The sequence below is a fragment of the Sorangiineae bacterium MSr12523 genome (assembly GCA_037157775.1).
In the GTDB taxonomy this organism is placed as follows: Bacteria; Myxococcota_A; Polyangia; order Polyangiales; family Polyangiaceae; genus Pendulispora; species Pendulispora brunnea.
In genome coordinates this window covers 8,855,420-8,876,878 of record CP089982.1, presented here as the reverse complement: position 1 = coordinate 8,876,878, position 21,459 = coordinate 8,855,420, and the positions used below count along the sequence as shown (strand labels likewise).

At 61.8% G+C, this 21,459-nt stretch carries 13 protein-coding genes; 8 read left to right on the top strand and 5 right to left on the bottom strand.

The window, feature by feature from the left end; translation table 11 throughout:
- Positions 1–12: 12 nt before the first annotated feature.
- From LZC95_34670 to LZC95_34655, 4 genes are read left to right on the top strand one after another with little or no spacing between them, the layout of a single operon-like run.
- Positions 13–1,089 (top strand): terpene synthase, encoded by a 1,077-nt coding sequence (locus LZC95_34670; protein WXA91591.1) that lies wholly within the window; start codon positions 13–15, stop codon positions 1,087–1,089.
- The gene (locus LZC95_34665) at positions 1,086–2,060 is read left to right on the top strand and encodes a polyprenyl synthetase family protein (GenBank protein ID WXA91590.1); all 975 of its coding nucleotides are present in this window, start codon (positions 1,086–1,088) and stop codon (positions 2,058–2,060) included. The genes LZC95_34670 and LZC95_34665 overlap by 4 nt, the downstream gene beginning before the upstream one ends.
- Positions 2,057–4,186 (top strand): SAM-dependent methyltransferase, encoded by a 2,130-nt coding sequence (locus tag LZC95_34660; GenBank protein WXA91589.1) that lies wholly within the window; start codon positions 2,057–2,059, stop codon positions 4,184–4,186. The genes LZC95_34665 and LZC95_34660 overlap by 4 nt, the downstream gene beginning before the upstream one ends.
- Positions 4,183–5,106: a TylF/MycF family methyltransferase gene (locus LZC95_34655; protein ID WXA91588.1), complete on the top strand. Its 924-nt coding sequence runs from the start codon at positions 4,183–4,185 to the stop codon at positions 5,104–5,106. The genes LZC95_34660 and LZC95_34655 overlap by 4 nt, the downstream gene beginning before the upstream one ends.
- Before the next feature lie 8 nt (positions 5,107–5,114).
- On the opposite strand, the gene LZC95_34650 is transcribed toward LZC95_34655, so the two are convergent.
- Positions 5,115–7,913, bottom strand: coding sequence for a helix-turn-helix transcriptional regulator (locus LZC95_34650; GenBank protein ID WXA91587.1), 2,799 nt, complete (start codon positions 7,911–7,913; stop codon positions 5,115–5,117).
- A 505-nt stretch (positions 7,914–8,418) separates the two neighbouring features.
- Between LZC95_34650 and LZC95_34645 the strand changes: the two genes are divergently transcribed.
- Together LZC95_34645 and LZC95_34640 are read left to right on the top strand one after the other, a co-directional pair.
- Entirely contained in the window at positions 8,419–12,075 is a 3,657-nt protein-coding gene (locus tag LZC95_34645; protein WXA91586.1) for a protein kinase, read from the top strand.
- A 42-nt stretch (positions 12,076–12,117) separates the two neighbouring features.
- The gene (locus tag LZC95_34640; protein WXA91585.1) at positions 12,118–13,512 is read left to right on the top strand and encodes an NAD(P)-binding protein; all 1,395 of its coding nucleotides are present in this window, start codon (positions 12,118–12,120) and stop codon (positions 13,510–13,512) included.
- Positions 13,513–13,538: 26 nt separating this feature from the next.
- On the opposite strand, the gene LZC95_34635 is transcribed toward LZC95_34640, so the two are convergent.
- Together LZC95_34635 and LZC95_34630 are read right to left on the bottom strand one after the other, a co-directional pair.
- On the bottom strand, positions 13,539–14,108 hold the full coding sequence (locus tag LZC95_34635; GenBank protein ID WXA91584.1) for a suppressor of fused domain protein: 570 nt from the start codon (positions 14,106–14,108) through the stop codon (positions 13,539–13,541).
- Positions 14,105–15,094 (bottom strand): hypothetical protein, encoded by a 990-nt coding sequence (locus LZC95_34630; protein WXA91583.1) that lies wholly within the window; start codon positions 15,092–15,094, stop codon positions 14,105–14,107. Before LZC95_34630 ends, LZC95_34635 begins: the two co-directional genes overlap by 4 nt.
- A gap of 1,737 nt (positions 15,095–16,831) precedes the next feature.
- Between LZC95_34630 and LZC95_34625 the strand changes: the two genes are divergently transcribed.
- Positions 16,832–17,854: a C39 family peptidase gene (locus LZC95_34625; protein ID WXA91582.1), complete on the top strand. Its 1,023-nt coding sequence runs from the start codon at positions 16,832–16,834 to the stop codon at positions 17,852–17,854.
- Positions 17,855–17,927: 73 nt separating this feature from the next.
- Here LZC95_34625 and LZC95_34620 read toward each other — a convergent pair whose 3' ends face one another.
- Positions 17,928–18,773, bottom strand: coding sequence for a glycoside hydrolase family 16 protein (locus tag LZC95_34620; protein WXA91581.1), 846 nt, complete (start codon positions 18,771–18,773; stop codon positions 17,928–17,930).
- Between the two features lie 577 nt (positions 18,774–19,350).
- Here LZC95_34620 and LZC95_34615 point away from each other — a divergent pair.
- Complete coding sequence (locus LZC95_34615; protein WXA91580.1) at positions 19,351–20,445, top strand: agmatine deiminase family protein; 1,095 nt, start codon at positions 19,351–19,353, stop codon at positions 20,443–20,445.
- A gap of 15 nt (positions 20,446–20,460) precedes the next feature.
- Here the strand turns inward: LZC95_34615 and LZC95_34610 are convergent, their stop codons facing one another.
- On the bottom strand, positions 20,461–21,285 hold the full coding sequence (locus LZC95_34610; protein WXA91579.1) for a DUF4279 domain-containing protein: 825 nt from the start codon (positions 21,283–21,285) through the stop codon (positions 20,461–20,463).
- Positions 21,286–21,459: the final 174 nt, after the last annotated feature.

Here is a 21,459-nt window from a genome sequence, read left to right as displayed (position 1 = left end):
AGGAGAGCATCGATGGTGACCCAGCCTGCAGCGATCGAATTCCGCTTCCCATTTCCACGCGATCTCAGTCCCGACATCGAGCGGGCTCAACGTCATAGTGTCGCGTGGGCCCGCGAAATGGGATTGGCCACCACCGACGCCGCGCTGAAATGGTTGGAGGCGTGGAACTGGGGACGCCTCACGGGACACTGCCTGCCCACCGCTCGGGGGGAGGACCTCGACTTGGCCACTGATTGGATGACGTGGGGTTTCCTCTACGACGATCAATTCGCCGGGCCTCTCGGAAACCGCCCGGACATGGTCGCACGAATCACCGAGAGCATGATCGGTGTGCTCTATCCGACCCCGAATACGGAAAAACGGGCCCAACACGCGGCCGCACACGGGATTGCCAACATTCTCGAACGGCTTACCCCGAAAATGTCCGCGCCCTGGATGGCGCGATTTCGCAATCATTTGAAATGGTTCTTCATCGGTGTACTCCGCATGACCACCTACCGCGATCGCCTCGAGGGCATCGATACCCAAACGGCATTCGAGATCCGTCGGTTCGACATTGGCATGGACGCCGTGCTCGATCTCATCGAGGTCGCGGAAGGGGTCGAGCTGCCCGAGGCTTTGTTCGGGACTCGGCAGATTCAGACGTTGCGGCAAGGTGTCGTGGACATCGTCATTCTGCAGAACGACGTGTTTTCCCTTCCGAAAGACCGACGGCAGCAAGAGGTCAACGTCGTCCTCGCGATCGAGCGCTCGGAGGGACGCACCCCGGAGCAAGCCTTGGAAAGGGCCGCCGCCCTGGTCGAGGAAAAGGTTCAGCAATTCCTCTCCGTCAAAGCGGAAATGCCGGCGCTGTACGATACCCTCGGGCTTCCGGAGCACGATCGGTCGCACCTCGATCGGTATATCCACTGTCTGGAGCTCATGATTCATGGGTGCGTGTATTCCCATGCGGAATGCATTCGGTACTCGACGGAGTCGAAACACATCGAGCCTATTTTCGGCAAAGGATTCATCGAAGATCTGCGCATGGACGCGGGCATCGAGATGTCACGCGCCCTCTCTCGAACCAAGCGCCCGGGGCCGACGTGAGCGATCCTGCGAGCGCTCGATCCTACGCTTCCGCGCCGGTATCCCATCTTCGCGCCCGCGGCGGTGCGAACGCCGATATCATGGCGGAGTTCCGGCGTCGCGCCCGCGAGGTCGACGTCGCACTCGACCGCCTCGTTCCGCGTGCCGACGTGCGTCCGATTACCATTCACGCTGCCATACGTCATAGTCTTTTTGCCGGGGGCAAACGCATTCGGCCGCTTCTGACGCTCGCTGCGGGGGAAGCCTTGGGAGCGCCCGCGCAGGCGCTGATGCCCGTAGCGTGCGCCATGGAAATGATTCACGCGGCCAGTTTGATTCACGACGATCTGCCGGCCATGGACAATGCGGATGTGCGGCGAGGCCGTCCCACCTGCCATCGTGAATTCGGTGAAGCCGTGGCCATCCTCGCGGGCGACGCGCTCATTGCGCTCGCCTTTCACGTGATCGCGAATGCGTGCGACGTTCTGCCAGCCGCTCTGTCATCTGCTCAGGCCGCGCGCATCAGTGCGGAGCTTGGGCGTGCCGTTGGTTCGGTGCAAGGTTTGATTGCCGGTCAAGTCATCGACTTGGAATCCGAGGGTCGTGCGGGCGATGCGGATCGCGTCATGTTCATTCATCACGCGAAAACGAGCGCGCTCGTCGTCGCATCCACGGTGGCCGGCGGCATCGTCGCAGGCGTCGACGATGCAACCATTGCGGTCCTACGACGCTATGGCGAACGCATTGGTCTGGCATTCCAGATCGTGGACGACGTCCTCGATGCGTCGGCGACGGCCGAGCAACTCGGAAAGGCCGTCGGACGGGACGCGGCCGCCGGAAAAACGACGTATCCCGCGATTTACGGCATCGAGGCGTCCCGCGCGATGGCCGAGGCGCTCGTCGACGATGCCATCGACGACGTGCGATCCCTCGGCGTCGACGGCCGCTGGCTCGAGGCGATCGCAGGATTCGTCACGGAGCGATTGTCATGAAGATAACCCTGTTGGCATCGGGCACCCGCGGCGACGTGCAACCCTTCGTCGCGCTGGCGCTCGCACTGCAGCGTCGAGGCCATGACGTTCGTGTCGCCGCCGCGCAAGGCTTCGCGGATATGGTCGCCCAAAGCGGGGCGCGCCACGTTCCGCTTTCGGCCGACTACGAGGAAATTTTCCAATCGGAAGAGGGCGTGCGCTGGCTCAGCGCGGGCAACACGTTCAAGTTGATGCAGATGCTGGCGGACATGGATCGCCGGATCCGCCCTCGAATGAATCGCGAGCTCCTGGCCGCCAGCGAGGGCGCTGATGCCATCATCGGCAACTTGGTCATCGAAAATGCGGCCGCCTGCATTGCCGAAAAACTCGGCGTGCCTTTGATCCTTGGCTACACCATGCCGGTGCTGCCGAATTCGGACTTCCCCAGCCCATTCTTCGCCAAGCGGATGTTCAACGGGCGAAAGATGGCCGGGCGAACGATGAATCGACTCACGCACTCCCTCCTCGAAACGGTCTATTGGCAAACGCAGAAAAAGATCGTCAACGGCTGGAGGGCCGAGCTCGGATTGCCTCCCACGTCCATCTCGATGCGGGTGCGATTGTGGCGTGCCGGAGTGCCGATCTTGCATTGCTACAGCACGCACATCGTGCCGCGTCCGTCCGACTGGGGCGACGCGAACGTCATGACCGGCTACTGGACCATGCCGGAGGACATGCGCATGCGCGCGTGCGGCGATCCATCGCCGGAGCTCGTGCGCTGGCTGGAGGCGGGAAGCCCTCCCGTTTACCTGGGCTACTGGCGACTACCGGTGACCGACAAAGCGGCGATGTTGCGATTGGCCGTCGACGTCGCCAACACATTGGGCATTCGGTTCGTCATCGGGGCCAATTGGACGGAGCAGGAAATCGCCGCGCTTCGCGTGCCCGAGAACATCTTCATCACGAGCTCCGTGGACCACGACTGGCTCTTCGAGCGATGCAGCGCGACGGTTCATCACGGCGGGGCAGGGACCACCGCCGCCACGTTGCGCGCGGGGCTCCCCATGGTCATCTTCCCCCTTTGCAACGATCAGCCTTTTTGGGGCCGCCGCATCACCGATTTGGGTGTCGGCACGTGCATGCCCTTCGAACAGCTCACCGCGACGCGGCTCGGACAGGCGCTGCGCGGCATCCAGAGCGAGGACGTCCGCACGCGTGCGAGGAAGCTGGGCGAGGCGCTGCGCCGCGAGGACGGCATCGCCACGGCCGTTCGAACCATCGAGGAGCGGCTTCCGGCCGCGCCGATTCTTTCTCGACCGGCACCGGCCGTATCCAAAACGGCTTTTTGGATTGCCAACTTCCGCGCCATGGAAACGGAGCGCCCCGATGCCCTGTTTCGCGATCCGCTGGCAAGCCGTCTCGTCGGACGAGAGTCGCGGCGCGCCGCGCGTTTCTTGAAATACCTCGGGCTGGGAAGTCCTTTTTGGTCCGTGGTCATTCGCACCCATATCATCGACCTGTTCGTTCGTGAAAAGGTGGGGCAGCAGCGGGTCGATACGGTCCTCAACTTGGGGGCCGGCCTCGATACGCGTCCCTATCGATTGGATCTCCCGCCCACCTTGCGATGGATCGAGGTCGACTTTTCGAACATCGTCGACCTCAAAGAAGAGCGACTTCGCGGCGAAATACCGCGTTGCCGGCTCGAACGGGTCAAGCTCGACATCTCCGACAGGGGCGCCCGTACCCGCCTTTTCGACGATGTGGCCGCGGCGTCGAGCAAGGTGCTCGTTCTCACCGAGGGGGTCACCCCGTACTTTACCTCCGAGCAGGTCGCCCTCCTCGCCGCGGATTTGCGTGCGCGCCCGTCGTTTCGATATTGGATCAACGACTACCTTGCCCCCGCCGCGGGAAGCTACGTGCGGCGAGGAAGCGTCCTACGCCTGCTGAAGAAGACGCCCATTCAGTTCGTGCCCGACGATTGGTTCGGCTTCTTCCACCAGCATGGATGGAAGGCGCAGGATACCCGCTACCTCGGCGAGGAATCGAAGCGGGTAGGGCGCCCGAGCCCCGTGTCTTTGCAGGATCCATTGAGCTCTTCGGCCTACGTTTTGCTCGTTCCGAGCGATGAAGAAAGAGTTGCGCCATGAATGCGATTCGAAAGTTGCTCGAACCCGATCCCATTGGCACGTTTCGTCGAATTCTCGAAGGCTTTACGGCCTGGTATGCGCAGCTCGATGGCGACAAGAAAAAGGCTTGCCAGCGCCACGGCTTCTACCTGAACGAACAATTGTCCGATTTCGCGCGGGAGCTGCCCGAAGCGACCCTCGCCGTGATCGCTGGCCTGATGAAGGCCGCAAATCGGTCGAATCCGCTTTTCAAGGTGTCATTCGCCTTCGACCCGCTCAATGCCAAGTTCGGGGTCAAAGACGCGTATCCCTTCATCGCGCGGGAGAACGTCGTTCGCGGTCTCATGGCCAATGTGGAGCAGAGCAACAACATTCAGCACCTGCTCTCGCAAGTTCTCTTGCTCGATGTGCCCGGGCACGTGGTGGAGCTGGGATGCCACGAGGGGATCACGGCGCTTCTCATGAAGATGACGATGGCCTCGTTCCAGTCCACCAAGCCATTGTGGGTCTTCGACTCCTTCGAGGGGCTGCCCGCGCCTTGCCCGGAGGATGGGGAGTTTACCCACGCGGGCATGATGGCCGCCACCCAGCAGTCGCTCATCGAGAACTTCGTACGCATGGAGCTCGAGCCGCCGAACATCGTCGCAGGGTGGTTCGATGACACATTGCGCAGCCAGTTGCCCGCCGAAGTGGCCTTTGCGCACCTCGATGGCGATTTGTATTCATCGATCCAAGTGAGTTTGCGGGAGGTCTACCCTCGGCTGGCCAGAAATGCCATCGTGGTCATCGACGACTATGTCGACGAGCGCCTTCAACCGGGCGTGGTCAACCCGTATCCCGGTGTCAAAAGAGCCTGTGACGAATTTTTCGCCGACAAACCCGAAAAGGTCGAGCCTTTATGGGCCAATTGGAAGGGACACGCGTACTTCCGAAAGCTCTGACGGGATATCTACGAACGAGAGGCATCCCGAAGAACGGAGGCGGCGCGAATCAAGTCGGCCGTTTCGAAGCCTTCGGTGAAACGCCCATGAACCGCGGAGAGCAGCGCATACGCCTCGGCGCTCCGGCCCTGACGATGCCATAACTCCGCAAGTGTCGTTGCCGTTCGGAGCTCCCAGGACAAGGCCTGCTGCCGCCGCGCGATGTCGAGTGACGTGTGGAGTATGGCCTCGGCCTTGGATTCCCGCTCTGCACCGCCTTGCTCGAGAATGCGCGAGGCACGGATGCGGAGCAGCTCGGGCGCACACCATCCGGCGCGACCTTCATCCGCCCGCGCGAGGACGGCTTCGCTCGCGTGAGATGGGTCCACCGTCGCCATGATTTCCAAAAGATGCATCCCCACGTGCGGCTCGGGAAGCGTATCCGCATTTCCCTGCAAGATGGCTTGATAGCTTTCCGCGTACGTCTGCCACATGGACATCGAATGCTCCAGAGAGCACGTGAGAAGCGACGCCGTGAATTCTTCGGCAGCCGCACGGTCACCCATCCAGAATGCGATGGGAATGGCGCCAATGGCCAGGGAGAAGCACAATGGAATGGCCTGACCGAGGGACCGCGAAAGCTCGACCGATTCGAGAACGCGTGCGCGCGCCTGCTCGGGAAAGCCTTGTAGCCAGAGAATGAGCGCGAGCATCTTTCGAGCCCCGGCGCGCACATCGTGTTGGACCCCGCGATGGCGAACTTTGCATGCCGGATTGCTCGCATGCGCGAGCAAGTGCTCCGTGTGGATGCGCGCTGCCGCCTGGTCTCCCGCGTAATGATACACGAGAGCGGCCATTCTCCGGTAGGTGAGCGAGGCCCCCGGATCATCGAGCTTCGCGGCCACGGAGCCGAATCGATTCAATGTCGCAAGGGACTCCCGATACTCACCGTTGTGCGTGAGGCAAACGTGCAATCCCCAGAGCACCCGGAGCTCCGCATCGACGAGACCTACTCGCTGCGCGGCTTCGAGCGCTGCGCGAAAGGCTATGGTGGCGGTCTCCATGTTGCCGGTCGTATGCAATATGGTGTGCCCGAACACGTCCCAGAGGCGAATCGAAATGGCGGGATCGATGTAGACGGTCCCCGCCGTGAGCCGCTCGAAGATGCTTTCCAAGCGGCGTCTGTATTCGTCGAGCAGTGAAAGCGAAATCCAAAGCAGCGAAGAATCTGCGATGAGCTTTGCACTGAGGACATCATCGCCGGTCACGGAGGTGGCCCAATTGAGCGCGCCGCGAAGATCGTCGATCAAGTATCGATGGCGGTCGGCCCAGAGCTTGGGGTCCGAGCCCTCCCATTCGAGCTCCGCAGCCCGAAGGGCGGAAAGTACATACCTCGCATGGCGCCACGCGACCGCCTCCGATTCGCCATCGCCCGCGGCGGCGAGTTTTTCAGCGGCAAATGCGCGGGTCGTATCGAGCAATCGATAAAGCGGTACTTCCGCGCCGATATCGGCCGTCACCAACGACTTGGCAAAAAGATTGGAGAGGCACGTCAGCGCGTCCAATCGCGCCGCTTCTTCGCTTTGTTCGTCGGCGATGCCTGCCACGGCGACGGCCGCGTCTGCGGTGAACGCGCCCCGAAAGACGGAGAGCTGCTCCAGCATCGTCTGCTCCTCGGGCGGCAGCAGGTGGTAGCTCCAGTCCAAGGTCGCCGCGAGCGTCTTGTGCCGCGGAAGGGCCGTTCGCCGGCCTTGGACCAGCACGCCGAATCGGTCGTCCAGTCGGGCCGCGATCTCGCGCAGGCCGAGTTCCCCGACCCTGGCCGCTGCAAACTCGATGGCGAGCGGCATCCCGTCGAGCCGGCGGCAGATCGCCGCGACGATGGCCGCGTCGTCATCTTGCAGCTCGAATCGATTGACGCCTGCCCGCGCACGCTGGACGAATAGGTCCACCGCGGGATACGCGAGCGCGTCGGTCGCGTTCAACCCGTCGGTGTGGGACGGGTGGGACAGGGGCCGAAGCCGATGCGCCCATTCTCCGGTTGCGCGCAGGACTTCGCGGCTGGTCGCGAGAATGCGGAGCTCCGGAAGATGCGAGAGCAATGCCTCCACGAGCCGTGAGACGGACTCCACGACGTGCTCGCATGTGTCCAGGAGAAGGAGCATCTGCTTCCCACGCAGATAGGAAAGCAAGCCGGCAAGGGGATCGTTCGCCAGCACGCCGATGCCGAGCGCCGAGGCGATCGCGCTGGCCACGAACTGCGCATCGGAAAGCGCCGAGAAGTCGACGAAGCAGACTCCGTGCGAAAAGCGCGGCAGACACCGGTGGGCCACCGCGATGGCCACGGTCGTTTTGCCGATGCCACCCGGCCCCGTGACGGTGACCAGGCGCTGCTCGGCCAGCGTGTCCGTGAGCAGCGTGATCGTTTCCGTGCGCCCTATGGTGGTCGCGAGCAGGGCGGGCAGATTGTGCGTGGCAAGCTCGCTGGACGGAGGCTCGGCGAGCGAGCTGTCCCATGGCGAGACGGGCAGCGTAAACCGGTAGCCCCGAGGCACCGTCTCGATGGCGCGCGGTCCTTGCTCTCCGCGGGCGAGCACCTTGCGAAGAATCCCGATTTGAACGCGCAGATTCGTCTCGTCGACGACGACGTCCGGCCATACGCGGGCCATCAGTTCGTCGGCGGTCACGACGGTGCCAGCGTGTTCGAGCAACACCCGAAGGATGTCGAAGGCACGGGTTCCGAGGCGAACGGGCTCGTCGGCCAACAGCAACGTGCGCGGCGTGGGATCGAAGCGGAAATCGCCAAAGGCATAGCCAAGGGAGCTCAAGTCCCTTGCTCCAACGCCCGGTTGTTTTCCACCGTCCACCCTCACCCCTAAGCCCCTGTCAGGATTCTACCGGGATGTGCTTCAGGCGCCAATCCTTCTCCGGAACGCGCCAGCATGTGCAATGTAATCGAAATTGTTCATACATTCGCCGATTGTGTGACGGACACAAGCAAGTGTGCCCGGGCTCGCTAGGGGGCGCGAGATTCGATCCATGACGAGGCTCGTTGCCGCCGGCGCTGGCCGCCGTTTGGCAGTCGCATCGAATCGTCCGATATGCACTTAGTCGTGAACGCTATTTGGATATGGAACTCCATATACGACAATTCGTTTATTTTGATATCGGCGGCCGGTTTGGCTGGCAACTTACAACTCAAGTGCAAGCGAGAAGGAGGCCACGGAAGGTTGCCACACCTGAAGTGGGATGCGGCGCACTGAGTCAATGATGCGATGCTAGACTGGGCTCGTGGCGTCGCGAGGGGTCGGTCCTGAAGCAGTAGTCTCGAACGTGAGTCTGCCTGGGGACCCAGCTCATGGCGTCACGAGCGATCCGGCCATGCTTCGCACCGAGTCGCTCATGATTCGGAGCGACGCGCACCTTCCGCGCAGAGCTACGCCCACCACGTTTCTGCAGCCGGGAAACATCGTGGACGGTAGGTACCGCGTGGAAAAGCTCTTGGGGAGCGGAGGTACCGCTCGGGTGTGGCTCGCGCAGGACTCCGTCGAAGGGCGGCCCGTTGCGCTGAAGGAAATCGAGGCGCTCCCGAGTTACCGCCTCGACGGTGTCGAAGAAAGCACGCTCATGGTGCGTCGCGAATTCTTCGCGATGAAGAGACTGCGGCACCCCTCCACACCCAAGGTCTACGACTGCGGCGTCCTCCCATCGGGCAATCGTTACATCACCATGGAAAGCTTCGATGGGGTCGACGTCAACGCCCGCGTGCGCGAGCGGCGTCTCGATTCCGGCGAGGCCTTCGACTTGCTCATGCGCATTGCGCAGACGCTGGCATTCATCCACGCGCGCCTCTTCGTGCATTGCGATATCAAAGCCGACAACATTCGTCTGCTGCCGAGCGGCGATATCAAATTGATGGACTTCGGCCTAATGCACCAACTCGGAATTCCGACCGGGGGCCGCCTTTGGGGAACCGCTGCGTACATCGCCCCGGAGTGGCTCGTCGGGAGCGCCATCGATGGTCGGGCCGATCTCTATTCACTGGGGGTGCTCGGGTTCTTCGCGGTGACCGGGCAATACCCCTTTCATGGAATGACCATTACGGAAATCTTGCGCGCGCACCGGGACCAACAACCGCCCGCGCCATCCTCGATCGTACCGTCGATCGATCCGCAACTGGAACGCATCATCTTGCGTCTGCTGGCCAAAGAGCCTGCGCAACGATTTCTCTCGGCGAACGCATTGATCGACGCCCTCGCCGAAGCCAATCATGCCGTATCGGTCGAAGAGCCACTCGGCTCGCGCGCGAGTTATCTCCATGTGCCGACCGTCGTGGGGCGGAAGAACGAGTCCGCGCGTTTGGTCGACGCTCTGCACGCCGCCGAGCGGGGCGAGGCGCGCGCGCTGTTCATTGCGGCCCCCGCGGGTACCGGCAAGTCGCGTCTTCTGTCCGAACTGGAGCTTCACGCCAAGCTGGCCGATGTGACGGTCGCCTTCGGTCAATGCCACGCCGAGGGCCTCGCTCCGCTGACGCCGTTGAAGCACGCCTTGCGACACCTGTTGCCGATCACACCTGCGGCGCTTCTCGAGCGGGTCCGCGCCCCGCTCGCACCCCTGCTGTGCACCGAATACACGAATACCGAGGGCTTCGCTCGGGCGCCGACCGAGGCAAAGCTCATCGTGTTCGAAGCGCTCTCGCTATGGCTCACCGAGCTGGCGCACGTACGGCCCTTCCTCATTTGCTTCGAGGATCTGCACTGGGCCGACGATGCCACGGTCGAGCACCTCAACGTCATCGTCAATGCACTCCACGGCACGCGCGGGCTCGTGTGCGGAACCTTTCGGTCCGACGAGCTGACGCTGTCGCCGCTCTATCACACCGTTTTTGCAGGCGCGGCCGCAATTTTGAAACTTCGACCGCTGTCGCACGGGCACCTGCGCGAGTTGGTTTCGCTGGCCTTGCCCGGTTTCGACGTGCCCGGTGCATTCATCGACAATCTGTATGCCACGACCCGCGGCAACGTCTTCTTCGCCACCGAATGCTTGCGCGCCCTGGTCGAGCAAGGTGCGCTGAGCCGGCCCGGCGGCCAATGGCATGCGCATGCCGATCTGGGAACCATCGCGCTGCCGCGCAGCATCGGCGAGGTGATACGCCTGCGCCTTTCGACGCTGTCGCAGGACCAACTCGAGTTTCTCCGGCGAACCGCACCGGCGGGCCGCGTGCTCGATATGACGCTTCTGCGCGCCACGGTGGAGTTGAGCGACGAAAAGTTGTTTCTGTCCTTGGAGGAGGCGGTGGAGCGTCAGTTCTTGCAGTACCAGGACGGGACGTACCACTTTACGCACGACACGGTTCACGAAACGATATACGCCGCCACGCCGGCGCTCGAGCAACGCGCGCATCACGGGCGGATTGCCGACTACCTCGATCGCACGGTGGGAAGCTCGCCGGAAGGTGCTCGGGTCGTGGGGTATCATTTCGCACGTTCACTCGAGCCCGCGCGCGCCATTGCTCCTCTGCTGTTCGCCTCGCAGCATCTTTTGGCCAACAGCGGCATGCTCGAGGGATATCGGATCCTCAAAGAGTCCGAGGCACTCCTCGAGAAGCATTGCAATTACCCCAATAGGACGGAGCTCCAAGTGGCCGCCTTGGGAAAGCTCATCGAATTCAGTTATCTCTGCAGCACGCCCGAAACGTTCGTGTTCGCTGCAAAGCTATTTCGCTACTGGGACAGCACGCTCGATCTGGATTCCGCGCGTGAGACCGTGCACCAGCGGATGCTCTCCGACCCGAAGAGCGTATTCAGGGAAATTTCGGTTCATGCAAAGATGACCGCGGAGGAAGCTTTCCTCAAGCGATCCGAATATCGCATCTTGCAATGTCTGGCGCTGGCCGTCATGGGGCGCACGGCGGAGTTTCAAACGGAGCTCGCGCGGGTCAGCGCGGAAAATGGCAAGGAATCACCCTTCCGGGCGGCTGCCTACATTACCAAGGGAGGGTTGACCGTCCACACCGGGCATTTCGTCGGCATCGTCGAGGAAATGACGGAGCAGTTGACGGTACTTCGCGCGTTTCGTGCAGAGAAGACGACGGCTCCGGCCCGGCTTCTTTGGGCCCTATCGGCGGGCTGTTACATCTTGAATCTCATTTTGGCGCTCATGGGGAGAGAACTCGATGCGGGCGCCACGTCGGACGTGATGGAGATCTCCGATGAACTCGGGATTCCGGAGCTCCGCCTTCACCACCTCTTTTCGCAGGTGACGCGCGCATCCTTCATCGGGGACGCTTCTCAGTTCGAACGCTACCATGCCGAGATGAACGATTGGATTCGCCGGCTGGGCAATCCCTCGCTCCCCGAGCGCAACCTCACGTTGTATGCACCCATTTACCATTTGGAGCGGGGCGAGATCGAACTGGCCGCCGCGATCATCGAGCGTGGTGCGCAAATCAGCGAAAAGGTCATGCCCGGCGATGACTGGCTCAAACTCTACGTCGAGGTGTACCGCGGTTGTCTCTTGGTACTTCGCAAAGATTACGATGCAGCGCGCGCCGCGCTCTCGAAGGCCATCGCGGCCTCGCATGAGCGCGACTTTCGGATGGAGACGTTGGCACTCGTCTACCTCTCCCGGTTGGAGCAGAAGCTGGGCCATGGCGAGGCGGCTCGAGAGGCTGCCGAGCGCGCACTGGCGCGGGCCACCGGTCCAGTTCACGCGAACACGTTCGACGAAATTTTGGCCCGGCGGGCGCTGGGGGCCACGCTTTCCGGTGCAGCTGGCGATCACCAGATCGAGACGACTCGTGAATTGGCCAGTGAATCGGGCAACGTTCTCCAGCACGGCATCGCCTTGCTGACGCTCGCCGAGCGTCGTGCCTCCGGCCATCGCGGCGGAGCGTATGCACTTCTCACCTTGGCTCAAAAGTACCTGAAGTCGGCAGGAGCAACCGTGTGGCTCGAACGAGCATCTCGCCTCCACGACTCGTGGCGTTGACGGGAAGTGGCGGAGCATACGATGTTTGGATATTCTCGAGTCGTGACAGACCAAGAGCTCGAAACGGATTACCTCGTTATCGGCGCGGGGGCGGCAGCGATGGCGTTCACCGATGCGTTGCTCGCGCACTCGGATGCAACGGTCACCATCGTGGATCGGCGCCACGCACCGGGCGGGCATTGGCTGAATGCCTACCCGTACGTGCGTCTCCACCAGCCTTCCGCCTTCTACGGGGTCAGCTCGGTGCCCATCGGCAACGATTCCCTCGACGTGAGCGGGACCAACGCGGGCTATTACGAGCTCTCCGGCGCGGACGAGCTAAGGGCCTATTTCGCGCGGGTCATGCATCGCCACTTTCTGCCCACCGGGCGCGTTCGATACTTTCCTTTGAGCGAATACCTCGGCGAGCACCGCTTCGTCTCCAAGCTGACAGGGAAATCGTGGCAGGCGCGTGTCCGGCGGAAGCTGGTCGACACCACGTACGTCGAGGGGAGCATCCCCGCGACGAGCCCTCCGCCGTTCGAGGTGGCCGAAGGTGTTCGCTGCGTGCCCGCGGGCGAGATCGCCAACATCGTCGAACGCGCCGAGCGTTTCGTCGTCATCGGTGGAGGAAAGACCGCGCTCGACGCCTGCGTATGGCTGCTCGAGCAGGGGGTCGACCCTGGCATGATCCGCTGGATCAAGCCGCGCGACTCCTGGTGGACCAACCGCCGATTCCGGCAGCCACTCACGCTGCTTCCAGAATTCTACCGCGGGGCCGCGATCCAGCTCGAGGCGATGGCGCAGTCGTCGACGGTGGAGGAGCTCCTTTACCGCCTCGAAGCGGAGGGACTCTTCCTACGTATCGACCCCGACGTCGTACCGACGATGTGGCGCGGTGTTGCGGTCGGCGAGGCCGAGGCCGCGCTGCTGCGGCGGATCACCGACGTCGTCCGGATGGGGCATGTGCGCAGAATCGAGCGTGACGAAATCGTCCTGGACCAGGGGCGGGTGAAGACGAGCGCGCAGACGGTCCACATTCATTGTGCGGCCAGGGGCCTGGCACGCCCGCCGCTTCGTCGGATTTTCGAGCCGGGGCGCGTGACCATTCAGCCGTTTCTACTCGGATTCGTGTGCTACCAATTCGCCACGCTCGGTGTGGTGGAGGCCACCCTCGCGAGCGACGAAGATAAGAATCGCCTCTGCCCGTCGATCAATTTCTGGGACGTCAATCGGGATTATCTATCGGCATTCCTCGCGACGTTGACACACGATCGGGCACGGAAGGCCTACCCGACCATCGCCAATTGGGCGAAGACCACACGACTCAACCCGCTTGCGGGCATCGCGCACCTCCGCGAGGATCCTAGGGTGATCGAAGCTTCCGAGCGCATCGCGCGCGTCGAACGAACGGTGATCGGTAATCTGAAGAGGCTCCTCGATACGAGTGAGTCTTGATCGGTTTGCGCGGTCACGGCGTATCGTCAGTTCGAGTCTCCTAAATCGAGCTCCGGCCTACTGAAATCGAGAAGGTCCGGATCTTGAGCCACCAAGAGATCTTCGAAAACGAAGGTCTTCGTGTTCGGCGTATCGTTGACGGCAATCCATCGAGCCTCTCGTACGTGGATGGGCACCAACCAAAAGAAGTGGACATGGCCACCGTCCGCGAGAATCAACGGATCGAAGTTGGGACCGAAATAAGCCGGCGGACAGACATAAAGAGCCTCGGTCGCAGCGCCGGGAACGAGAGGGCCGGCGGGGCCGAGAACCTGCCCTCTTCGCAGGCCAGCGCCCGATTCGAGCTGTTCCTTCGCGACGATGGCCAGCAGGCTGACGTGCTTGGCATGCAACTGGTCCGAGTGGCACGCTAGCAAGAATTCCTGCCCGATGTGCTTCGATAGACCGAGGGTGGCGACGGTCGTCCCATCGGCATAGGGCGCTCCTGGAATGGTCAGAATTTCGAATTGAAGGGGCCCGAGATTGACGCGATGTTCTTCCGTGGCCGAGCCAAGGAGTTTCTCGTAGTGCGCGCGGACGTCATCGGTCGATGTCACTTCTTCTTGCCGCCCTTCTTCGTGCCGGAAGTTACGACACCTGGCTTGTAGCCCGTATGATCTTCGTATTGGTGGCTGATGTTGCACGACGGGCACTGGAAACGCACGTTGGAGTTGTAGGCTTCGTTCTTCAGGTCCTTGATTTCCTTCTCGCTCAGCGGCTTTCCATCTTGTTTTGCTTTCTCGATGACCTTGTCGATCTCCTCCTGCCGCTGCGCCCAGGTTCCGTTTTTGGTGTCGGGCGTCTGAGCACCTGGTGCGTAGGTGTGATCGATGTCGAAAGGCCTACGTTCCTTCTGCGTTCCGTCTTTCTTCAGTTGCGGCGAGCCGTCTTTCTTCGTCAGCGGGATCTTCTGATTGGGATCGATCGACGTGCCGCAGGTCGGGCATGTCGGATTGCCGTTCGCATCCTTCTCCGCTTTGTCGACGACCTTCTTCTCCGTGTCCGTCCAGAACTTCGGTCGCTTGCCCTTGCCGTTGCCTTCGTCATCGTCGTCGTCAGGCGCGGGCCGCTTCTTGGAGCCTCCACCTGATTTGGACGATCCCGCCGATGGGGCAGGTCCTGCGCTGGGACCGCCGCGCGTCGTGCATTGATTGTGCACCCACACGGCCGAGTGGCCGACGAAGTAGGTGTGATCGATGTCGACCTCGACGTTGTAGACGAGCGCCTCCAAGGGAAGGGGGGCAACGTTCGTCACCCGCGCCTCGCGCCCCGAGCTGTCGACCAGCGGCTCGTTGACGGTCAGGCCTCCCGCGTGCACCCATCCGCGATCCAGCGTGAAGTACGGATGTTCGGGGGTGGAGCGAATGCTTTCGCGGTTGCCGTCGAGAGCCTCGACGCGCACGTCCACGAGCGAAGACGTACCGCGGACGAAGGTCTTCAGCACCGGACGCGCGCTCACCGCGCTATCGGATTCGCCGCGCGCGAGCACCATATCGCCGGGCGCGAGCTCTTCGATCGGCCGCTCGCCCCAAGGCGTGGCCACCTTCGTTCCGGCGACGAAACAGTTCGAATCGGGATTTCCGCACGTGCCGCCGGCGCAAGAACCGTTGTTGCCGCCGCCGCCCGGGCCGCTATTGCTGCTTATGAACGAGCCGCCGCTCCCAAAGACGCCGGTGGACCCTCCTCCTCCTGATCCAAACGATCCGCCGCCGTAGCTTCCACCCTTCGAGCCTCCGCCGCCGAAGCCACCGCCACCGAACAAGCCGCCCCCACCTCCGCCTCCATAGGAGCCGCCCCCGCCTCCATGAGAGCCGCCTCCTCCCGGAGAAGCGCCGTTCGACGCGACACCACCACCGGGCTCGCCGGGCTCGTGGGCCGCGCGAATGACACGGTCCTGAAGCGCGCGGAACGCGGTGGTGGCGACGAGCATGATCGCAATGATGAGCAGCGCATATTCGACGGACGTGACGCCACGCCGGTCGTGGATAAGGCCTCGAAATGTGCGGTTCATAGCCATGCCTCGTTCAGAATTCGTGGGATTTCGCGGCCGCGGGACGGTGCGAGACAACGTTGTCATCCGGCCTACACGCGTCTCCATCCGGAGTGCTCGGCGCAGCGGCGTTTTGCTCTTCGAGGACGAACCCCGCCGCGACGACCAAAAAGGTGATCAGGAACGCAATCGGGTACAGGACTCCCCCAGCCCTCGACCGCCGTTGGTAGGGTCCGGTGTTTCTCACGCAGGAGCGCACAGCAAAGTCGATGCCCGCGCTCCGATTCGGTATTTCGTCGTTTCGCGATCACCCTTCGATTGGAAATGACGAAATTCGAAGTTGGCGCCTACGTCGGCGCATTCGAGCCCTGTCTGAACAAAATTATGTCCGTGGCTCCGACCACGGTCAGCGCGCGTTCGTGGCTCGACTTGTCGGACGGGTGCAAACGTTTGCGCTCCGAGGGATCCTGATGTGTCGGATCCTCGCGATGAGGTCGCGATCGACCAGTCCAACGACCTCGACGTGTCCCAAAAAAGGGAGCTTCGACATCCACGATTGAGCTCGCTGAATGCAATGTTGCGAGCCCGCAATTGCAATTGATATATCCAATATAGCGGACGTGCGACCGTTTGGACGTTTGCGCCCGAAGCGGACACTTCGAATCGCTCATTGGCAGGATGGGAAGGGGAACCGCCAAGACGCCAAGACCGCCAAGGATGGGGAGGGTCAAAGCGCCCCTCTTCCGTACATCCACCAAACTTGGCGACCTTGGCGCCTTGGCGGTTCTATTCCTCTGTCGCGTACCGCAATGCCAAGTTGCTGGAGATCTGCGCGTGATTGTATTTCGTTTCGTAACAATCGCGCCAAAATAGCGCAGTGATTACACCGGCTCGTTCATTGTAGTTTGCAATTCTATGGGCTTGTTCGTGTGATAGTACGCGGCCATGCGCAATACTTTGGGATGGCTTTTTTCTTCATGCATGCTCCTCGGCGTCGTCGCTTCGAAATCGCTCATTGGCAGGATGGGAAGGGGAACCGCCAAGACGCCAAGACCGCCAAGGATGGGGAGGGTCAAAGCGCCCCTCTTCCGTACATCCACCAAACTTGGCGACCTTGGCGCCTTGGCGGTTCTATTCCTCTGTCGCGTACCGCAATGCCAAGTTGCTGGAGGTCTGCGCGTGATTGTATTTCGCTTCGTAACAATCGCGCCAAAATAGCGCAGTGATTACACCGGCTCGTTCATTGTGGTTTGCAATTCTATGGGCTTGTTCGTGTGATAGTACGCGGCCATGCGTAATACTTTGGGATGGCTTTTTTCTTCATGCATGCTCCTCGGCGTCGTCGCTGGCTGCGCCAGTGAGAGTGGTGAAAACGTCCAATCGGCGTCGTCGGAACTGACGGAGGCCGTTCAAGCGTCCGTTCTTCTCGACGTTCCCATCATCAAGCAAAATCCGGAGTTGCCACGGGGATGTGAAGTCACCTCGCTGGCGATGATGTTGAATTACGTGGGGGTCGATGTCGGCAAAATGACGCTGGCGTCCAAGATTGACAAAGTCCCCTTCTGGGTCGTGGAGAACCAGGTTCACGGGAATCCCAATGACGGATTCGTCGGCGACATGTACGATAGGAGCAAGTTCGGATACGGCGCGTACCACGGCCCGGTCAAGCGCCTTGCGGACACGTATCTGCCCGGTCGCATTCGCGATCTTACGGGAAATTCCTTCGATTCTCTCCTCACCGACTACGTTGGCAAAGGGCGTCCGGTATGGGTGGTGACGAACGCACGGTTCGTGAAGCTCGCAGATTCGGAGTTCCAGACGTGGCGCACGACGTCGGGAAATATCCGAATCACGATGGAGGAGCACGCCGTGGTGATCACGGGCTTCGACGCCAACTCCGTCTACATCAACAATCCGCTGGTCGATGTCCCGGCCAACGGTAAAAACCAGCGCTGGAACAAGCAGGACTTCGTCGCGGCCTGGGAGCAGATGGGCAAGCAGGCCATCTCGTACGACTCCTCCAGTGACTGCGCAGTTCGAAGCGATGGCCGCTTGTATTGCAACAACAAGGCGGGCGCCAACATGTACGCGGCGAGGACGACGTCGAGCAGCATCGTCGACCACGTGCGCACCACCTACAGCTGGTTCGATTGCTGGGGAACGGGCGAGCGGCACGCGGGCGGCAACACGACCTGGTACCACACCCAGGGCGACGACAATGGCAATTGGGGTTGGACCCCGGCCGTCAATCTGAGCACCACGTCGGAATTCGACGCCAATCCGAGCGCGTACGGCTTGAACCGCTGCGATTAGGAATCCAGAAAAGCACGCCCGCCGTATTCTGCATCCGTGCGGCGGGCCTGCCGTCCCATGGCCGCGCGGCCACTCACGATTTGACGAACGCGCGCACCCAGTCGACCTGCATGCTCTGGGGAAAGGTCGTGGATCCGTCGGGATCTCCGGGCCAGGTGCCGCCCACCGCGACGTTTAGCAGAAGGAAGAACGGATGGTCGAAGGACCATTGTGCGCCCTGCGGGAGGTCGGCCGGGGTGCGCGAACTGTAAAGTACGTCGTCGACGTAAAAGCGGACGGCGCCGGCTTCCCATTCGATGGAATAAACATGGTAATCGCTCGATACGGGAGCGCCCGGGACGGTGTAGGCCTCGGTTAATCCGTTCTCGTTCGAATAGCTTTCACCATGGAGGCTGCCATAGACGGTGTGCGGTTCGTGCCCCAAATTTTCCAGCACGTCGATTTCGCCGCATTGCGGCCAGCCGACCGTGTCCATGTCCGCACCGAGCATCCAGAACGCAGGCCATAGGCCCTTGCCCTTCGGAACGCGGATCCGCGCTTCGATGCGGCCGTAGCGTTGTGTGAATTTGCCTTTGGTGACGAGGCGCGCACTCGTGTAACGGCAGGGGCCGTACCAGCAATCGTGCGAAGAAGCCCCATCTGCCTTTGCGGTGATGACCAATGCCCCGTCTCGAACGACGGCATTGGCGGTGCCATCCGTATAATATTGCCGTTCCTCGTTTCCCCAGCCGTCGCCACCGACCTCCTGCGTCCACTTCGACGGATCCGCGCCCGATCCATTGGGCTGTTCGAATTCGTCGGACCAAACGAGCGTCCAATCCGCCGCCTTGAGCCGCGAGCCATCCATCCTTGGAGCATTCGACGATGGGGACGTAGAACAGCCGCATAGGATGGCCATGGCGCCAAATAAGTATTTCATGAGGCCCACGATAGCTTAAGAGATATGGCAAGCTAATTAATTAAGAAAGTTTCCTAATTTTGGTGCGTGCTTGTGTGGTCCGACGTTTTTGTCGCTGTTTTCAGCACGCGCGCGAGGCTTTCGTGGAATGTCACCGGTGTACATCCCGAACGCGTTCGTGCTGTTGCAACACGATGCCTCCGATGACCTGAATCCACTCGAACGAACGGAAAGGTGGTCAAGGCGCGAACGTCCGAAGAGCGCTGCCCTCGTGTTCGAAGATATTCAGTATTGCACCCTCGCCCACGCTTCATGAGTGCTTCGCAAATCCTTGCGGGCGCGTGCGGAAATCACGTTTGCGGTCTCATCGTTCGTGAGCTCGTTTGGACTGCCTGGCAATGGCGATCCGCGTCATCCGGGAGCGCCACCGACGGGGAGGATCGTGCATCCTAAGAGAGGTCCACGGGGTTCGAGTGGCCTCGCCTCGTTGCGAGGGTCGCCGTACTTCGTCAGCGGCAGATGTCCGGCGACGAGTTGGGAATCTGCCGCGCGATTCGAGATGGCATTCGATGGCCTCATCGAGGAGAGGGGAGAGTCCATGCATCGACGAGCCATTTGCTCCGTTTTCTGCGCCATGCTGGCCGCTCTACTCGCCGGTTGCGCGTCCGGTGCCGAGCCCTCTTGGAGTGGCGACGAGGAGCAATCACCCCGTCCGACCGTTCTCGCTGCTGGCGATCCTGTCGATGCAACACCGCCGAGTGGATACCGCGTTCCTGCCGAGTACGAGCCAGTCCGCGCCGTGCTCATCACGTGGCGCGACTACATCGACGTGCTGGGACCGGTGGCTGCCGCGAGCGCGGCGGCAGGCGCACGCGTGTTGGCCGTGAAGGGACCGCCCTCGATTCCGGGGGTGCCACCGCAGCAATATCAATCGCTCGACTACAGCACCAACAGCGCTTGGGTGCGCGACTACGGTCCAGTGGGCATCAACGAGGCGACGCACACCTTGGGCATGGTCGACACCCAGTACGGTGTACGTGCCCGCAACACGGCGGACGACGCGATTCCGTGCAAGCTCGCCGCCACGCTGCATAGCCCCTGTTACGGCACGAAGCTGGTCTTCGATGGCGGCAACTACATGACCGATGGGCGGGGCAATGCCTTTCTGAGCCGGAGAATCTATGAATGGAACTCCGGCATGCGCCGCGAGGCGGTCGATGCGGCGCTCCAGACGTACCTCGGCGCCCGAACGATTCACATTTTCGATTACGCAACGGATCCCAGTGGCAGGCCAGCCGACGGCACGGGCCACATCGATATGTTTGCCAAGCTGGTCGGCGAATGCAAAGTCATCGTCGCCGAGACCTCGGACGAGCCATTCCGCTCCGTGACGGAGGATGCGGCAAACTACTTCCGCGATCTCGCATGCGGCTCCGGTCGCTATCAGGTCACCCGCGTCAAGGGCTGGGTGAGCAACGGGACTTGGTATACCTATACGAACTCACTCATCGTCAATCGCACCGTCATCATGCCGTTTTACAATGCCGCGGAGCAGAACGTTGCTGCTCAGCGCGCGTACGAATCGGCGATGCCGGGCTATCGCGTGGTGGGTGTGAATAGCGAATCGAGCATCGGCGACGGCGGCGCGATCCATTGTTTGACGCGCGAGATTCCCAGTCTTGGTTCGCCTTGACGCTATTCGGTAGGGTTACGCGTTCAAGTTGTAGAACGCGAAGTCGAGCGTACACCCCATCGTCGCGAGTGCCCGGACGACATCGGCCTCGAGGTAGAAATGGCCGCTCAGCCCCTCCGCCGTGAACGATGTGTGGAGTCGTATTTGGTAATCGCGCCGCAACGTGTCCCATGTTACCGGATTCGTCGGAAGTCGACCGAGCAGCGCGCGAATGAGCTGATTGACATCCTTGGGGGGCCGGGACCGGACGTCGAATTCCCAAAACCCCAATGGACGCGCCCGCACTTGCCCACGTTGAATGGGATCCCCGGCGCGGCCCGACGATGTGGGGTCCAGCCCGAGCATGCTCGTCACGATGTTGGGATCCAGCTCCTCTCCCCGAACGATGAGCGACACCGAAACTTCGTGCTCGGCGGCATCGGGGTCGTCGAAGCTTCCAGCGCGGACGCTATCGTCGACGTCATAGACATTGCACACCAGGGCCGTACCCACCTCGCCGATCTTCTTGGCCACCGAGGTGTCCAGCTCGTAGGAGAAATTCAGGAGCCGGTGGACGGCAAACGAAAGCGTGATATCGACCTCGACATCGTCTCCCCAATTCGACCACGAGGGAAGCGGGGAGGGAAGTTCACCGAGCAGATCGCGCGCGAGATCGTTCGCGAGCGTCGGCGCGTTGACCGGCGTAGGGCCGACGAAGGACCGCTTCCACATACCGCGTTTGGTGGGGCGATCGCCCGGATGATTCGGCTCCCCCCTCCGCCGCTGCCACGTCGGTGAAAGCCCCAGGGCCTGGGTCACATCCTCGGGATCCACCGCCGTCCCATATACGATCAGTGACACTGTGCAGCTTTCATTCATCGGATTTCATTGCTAGCACGAACCCCGCCCCCCCAACGCGGCATTCGCGGCCATCTCCCTGCGACCATTTCACGCAAGGCCGTCCGAAGAAGGAGAATTTACATGAAGGCGGGAAGGCGGGAAGGACTTACGGCACGAACCGGCGCGGAACGCCTT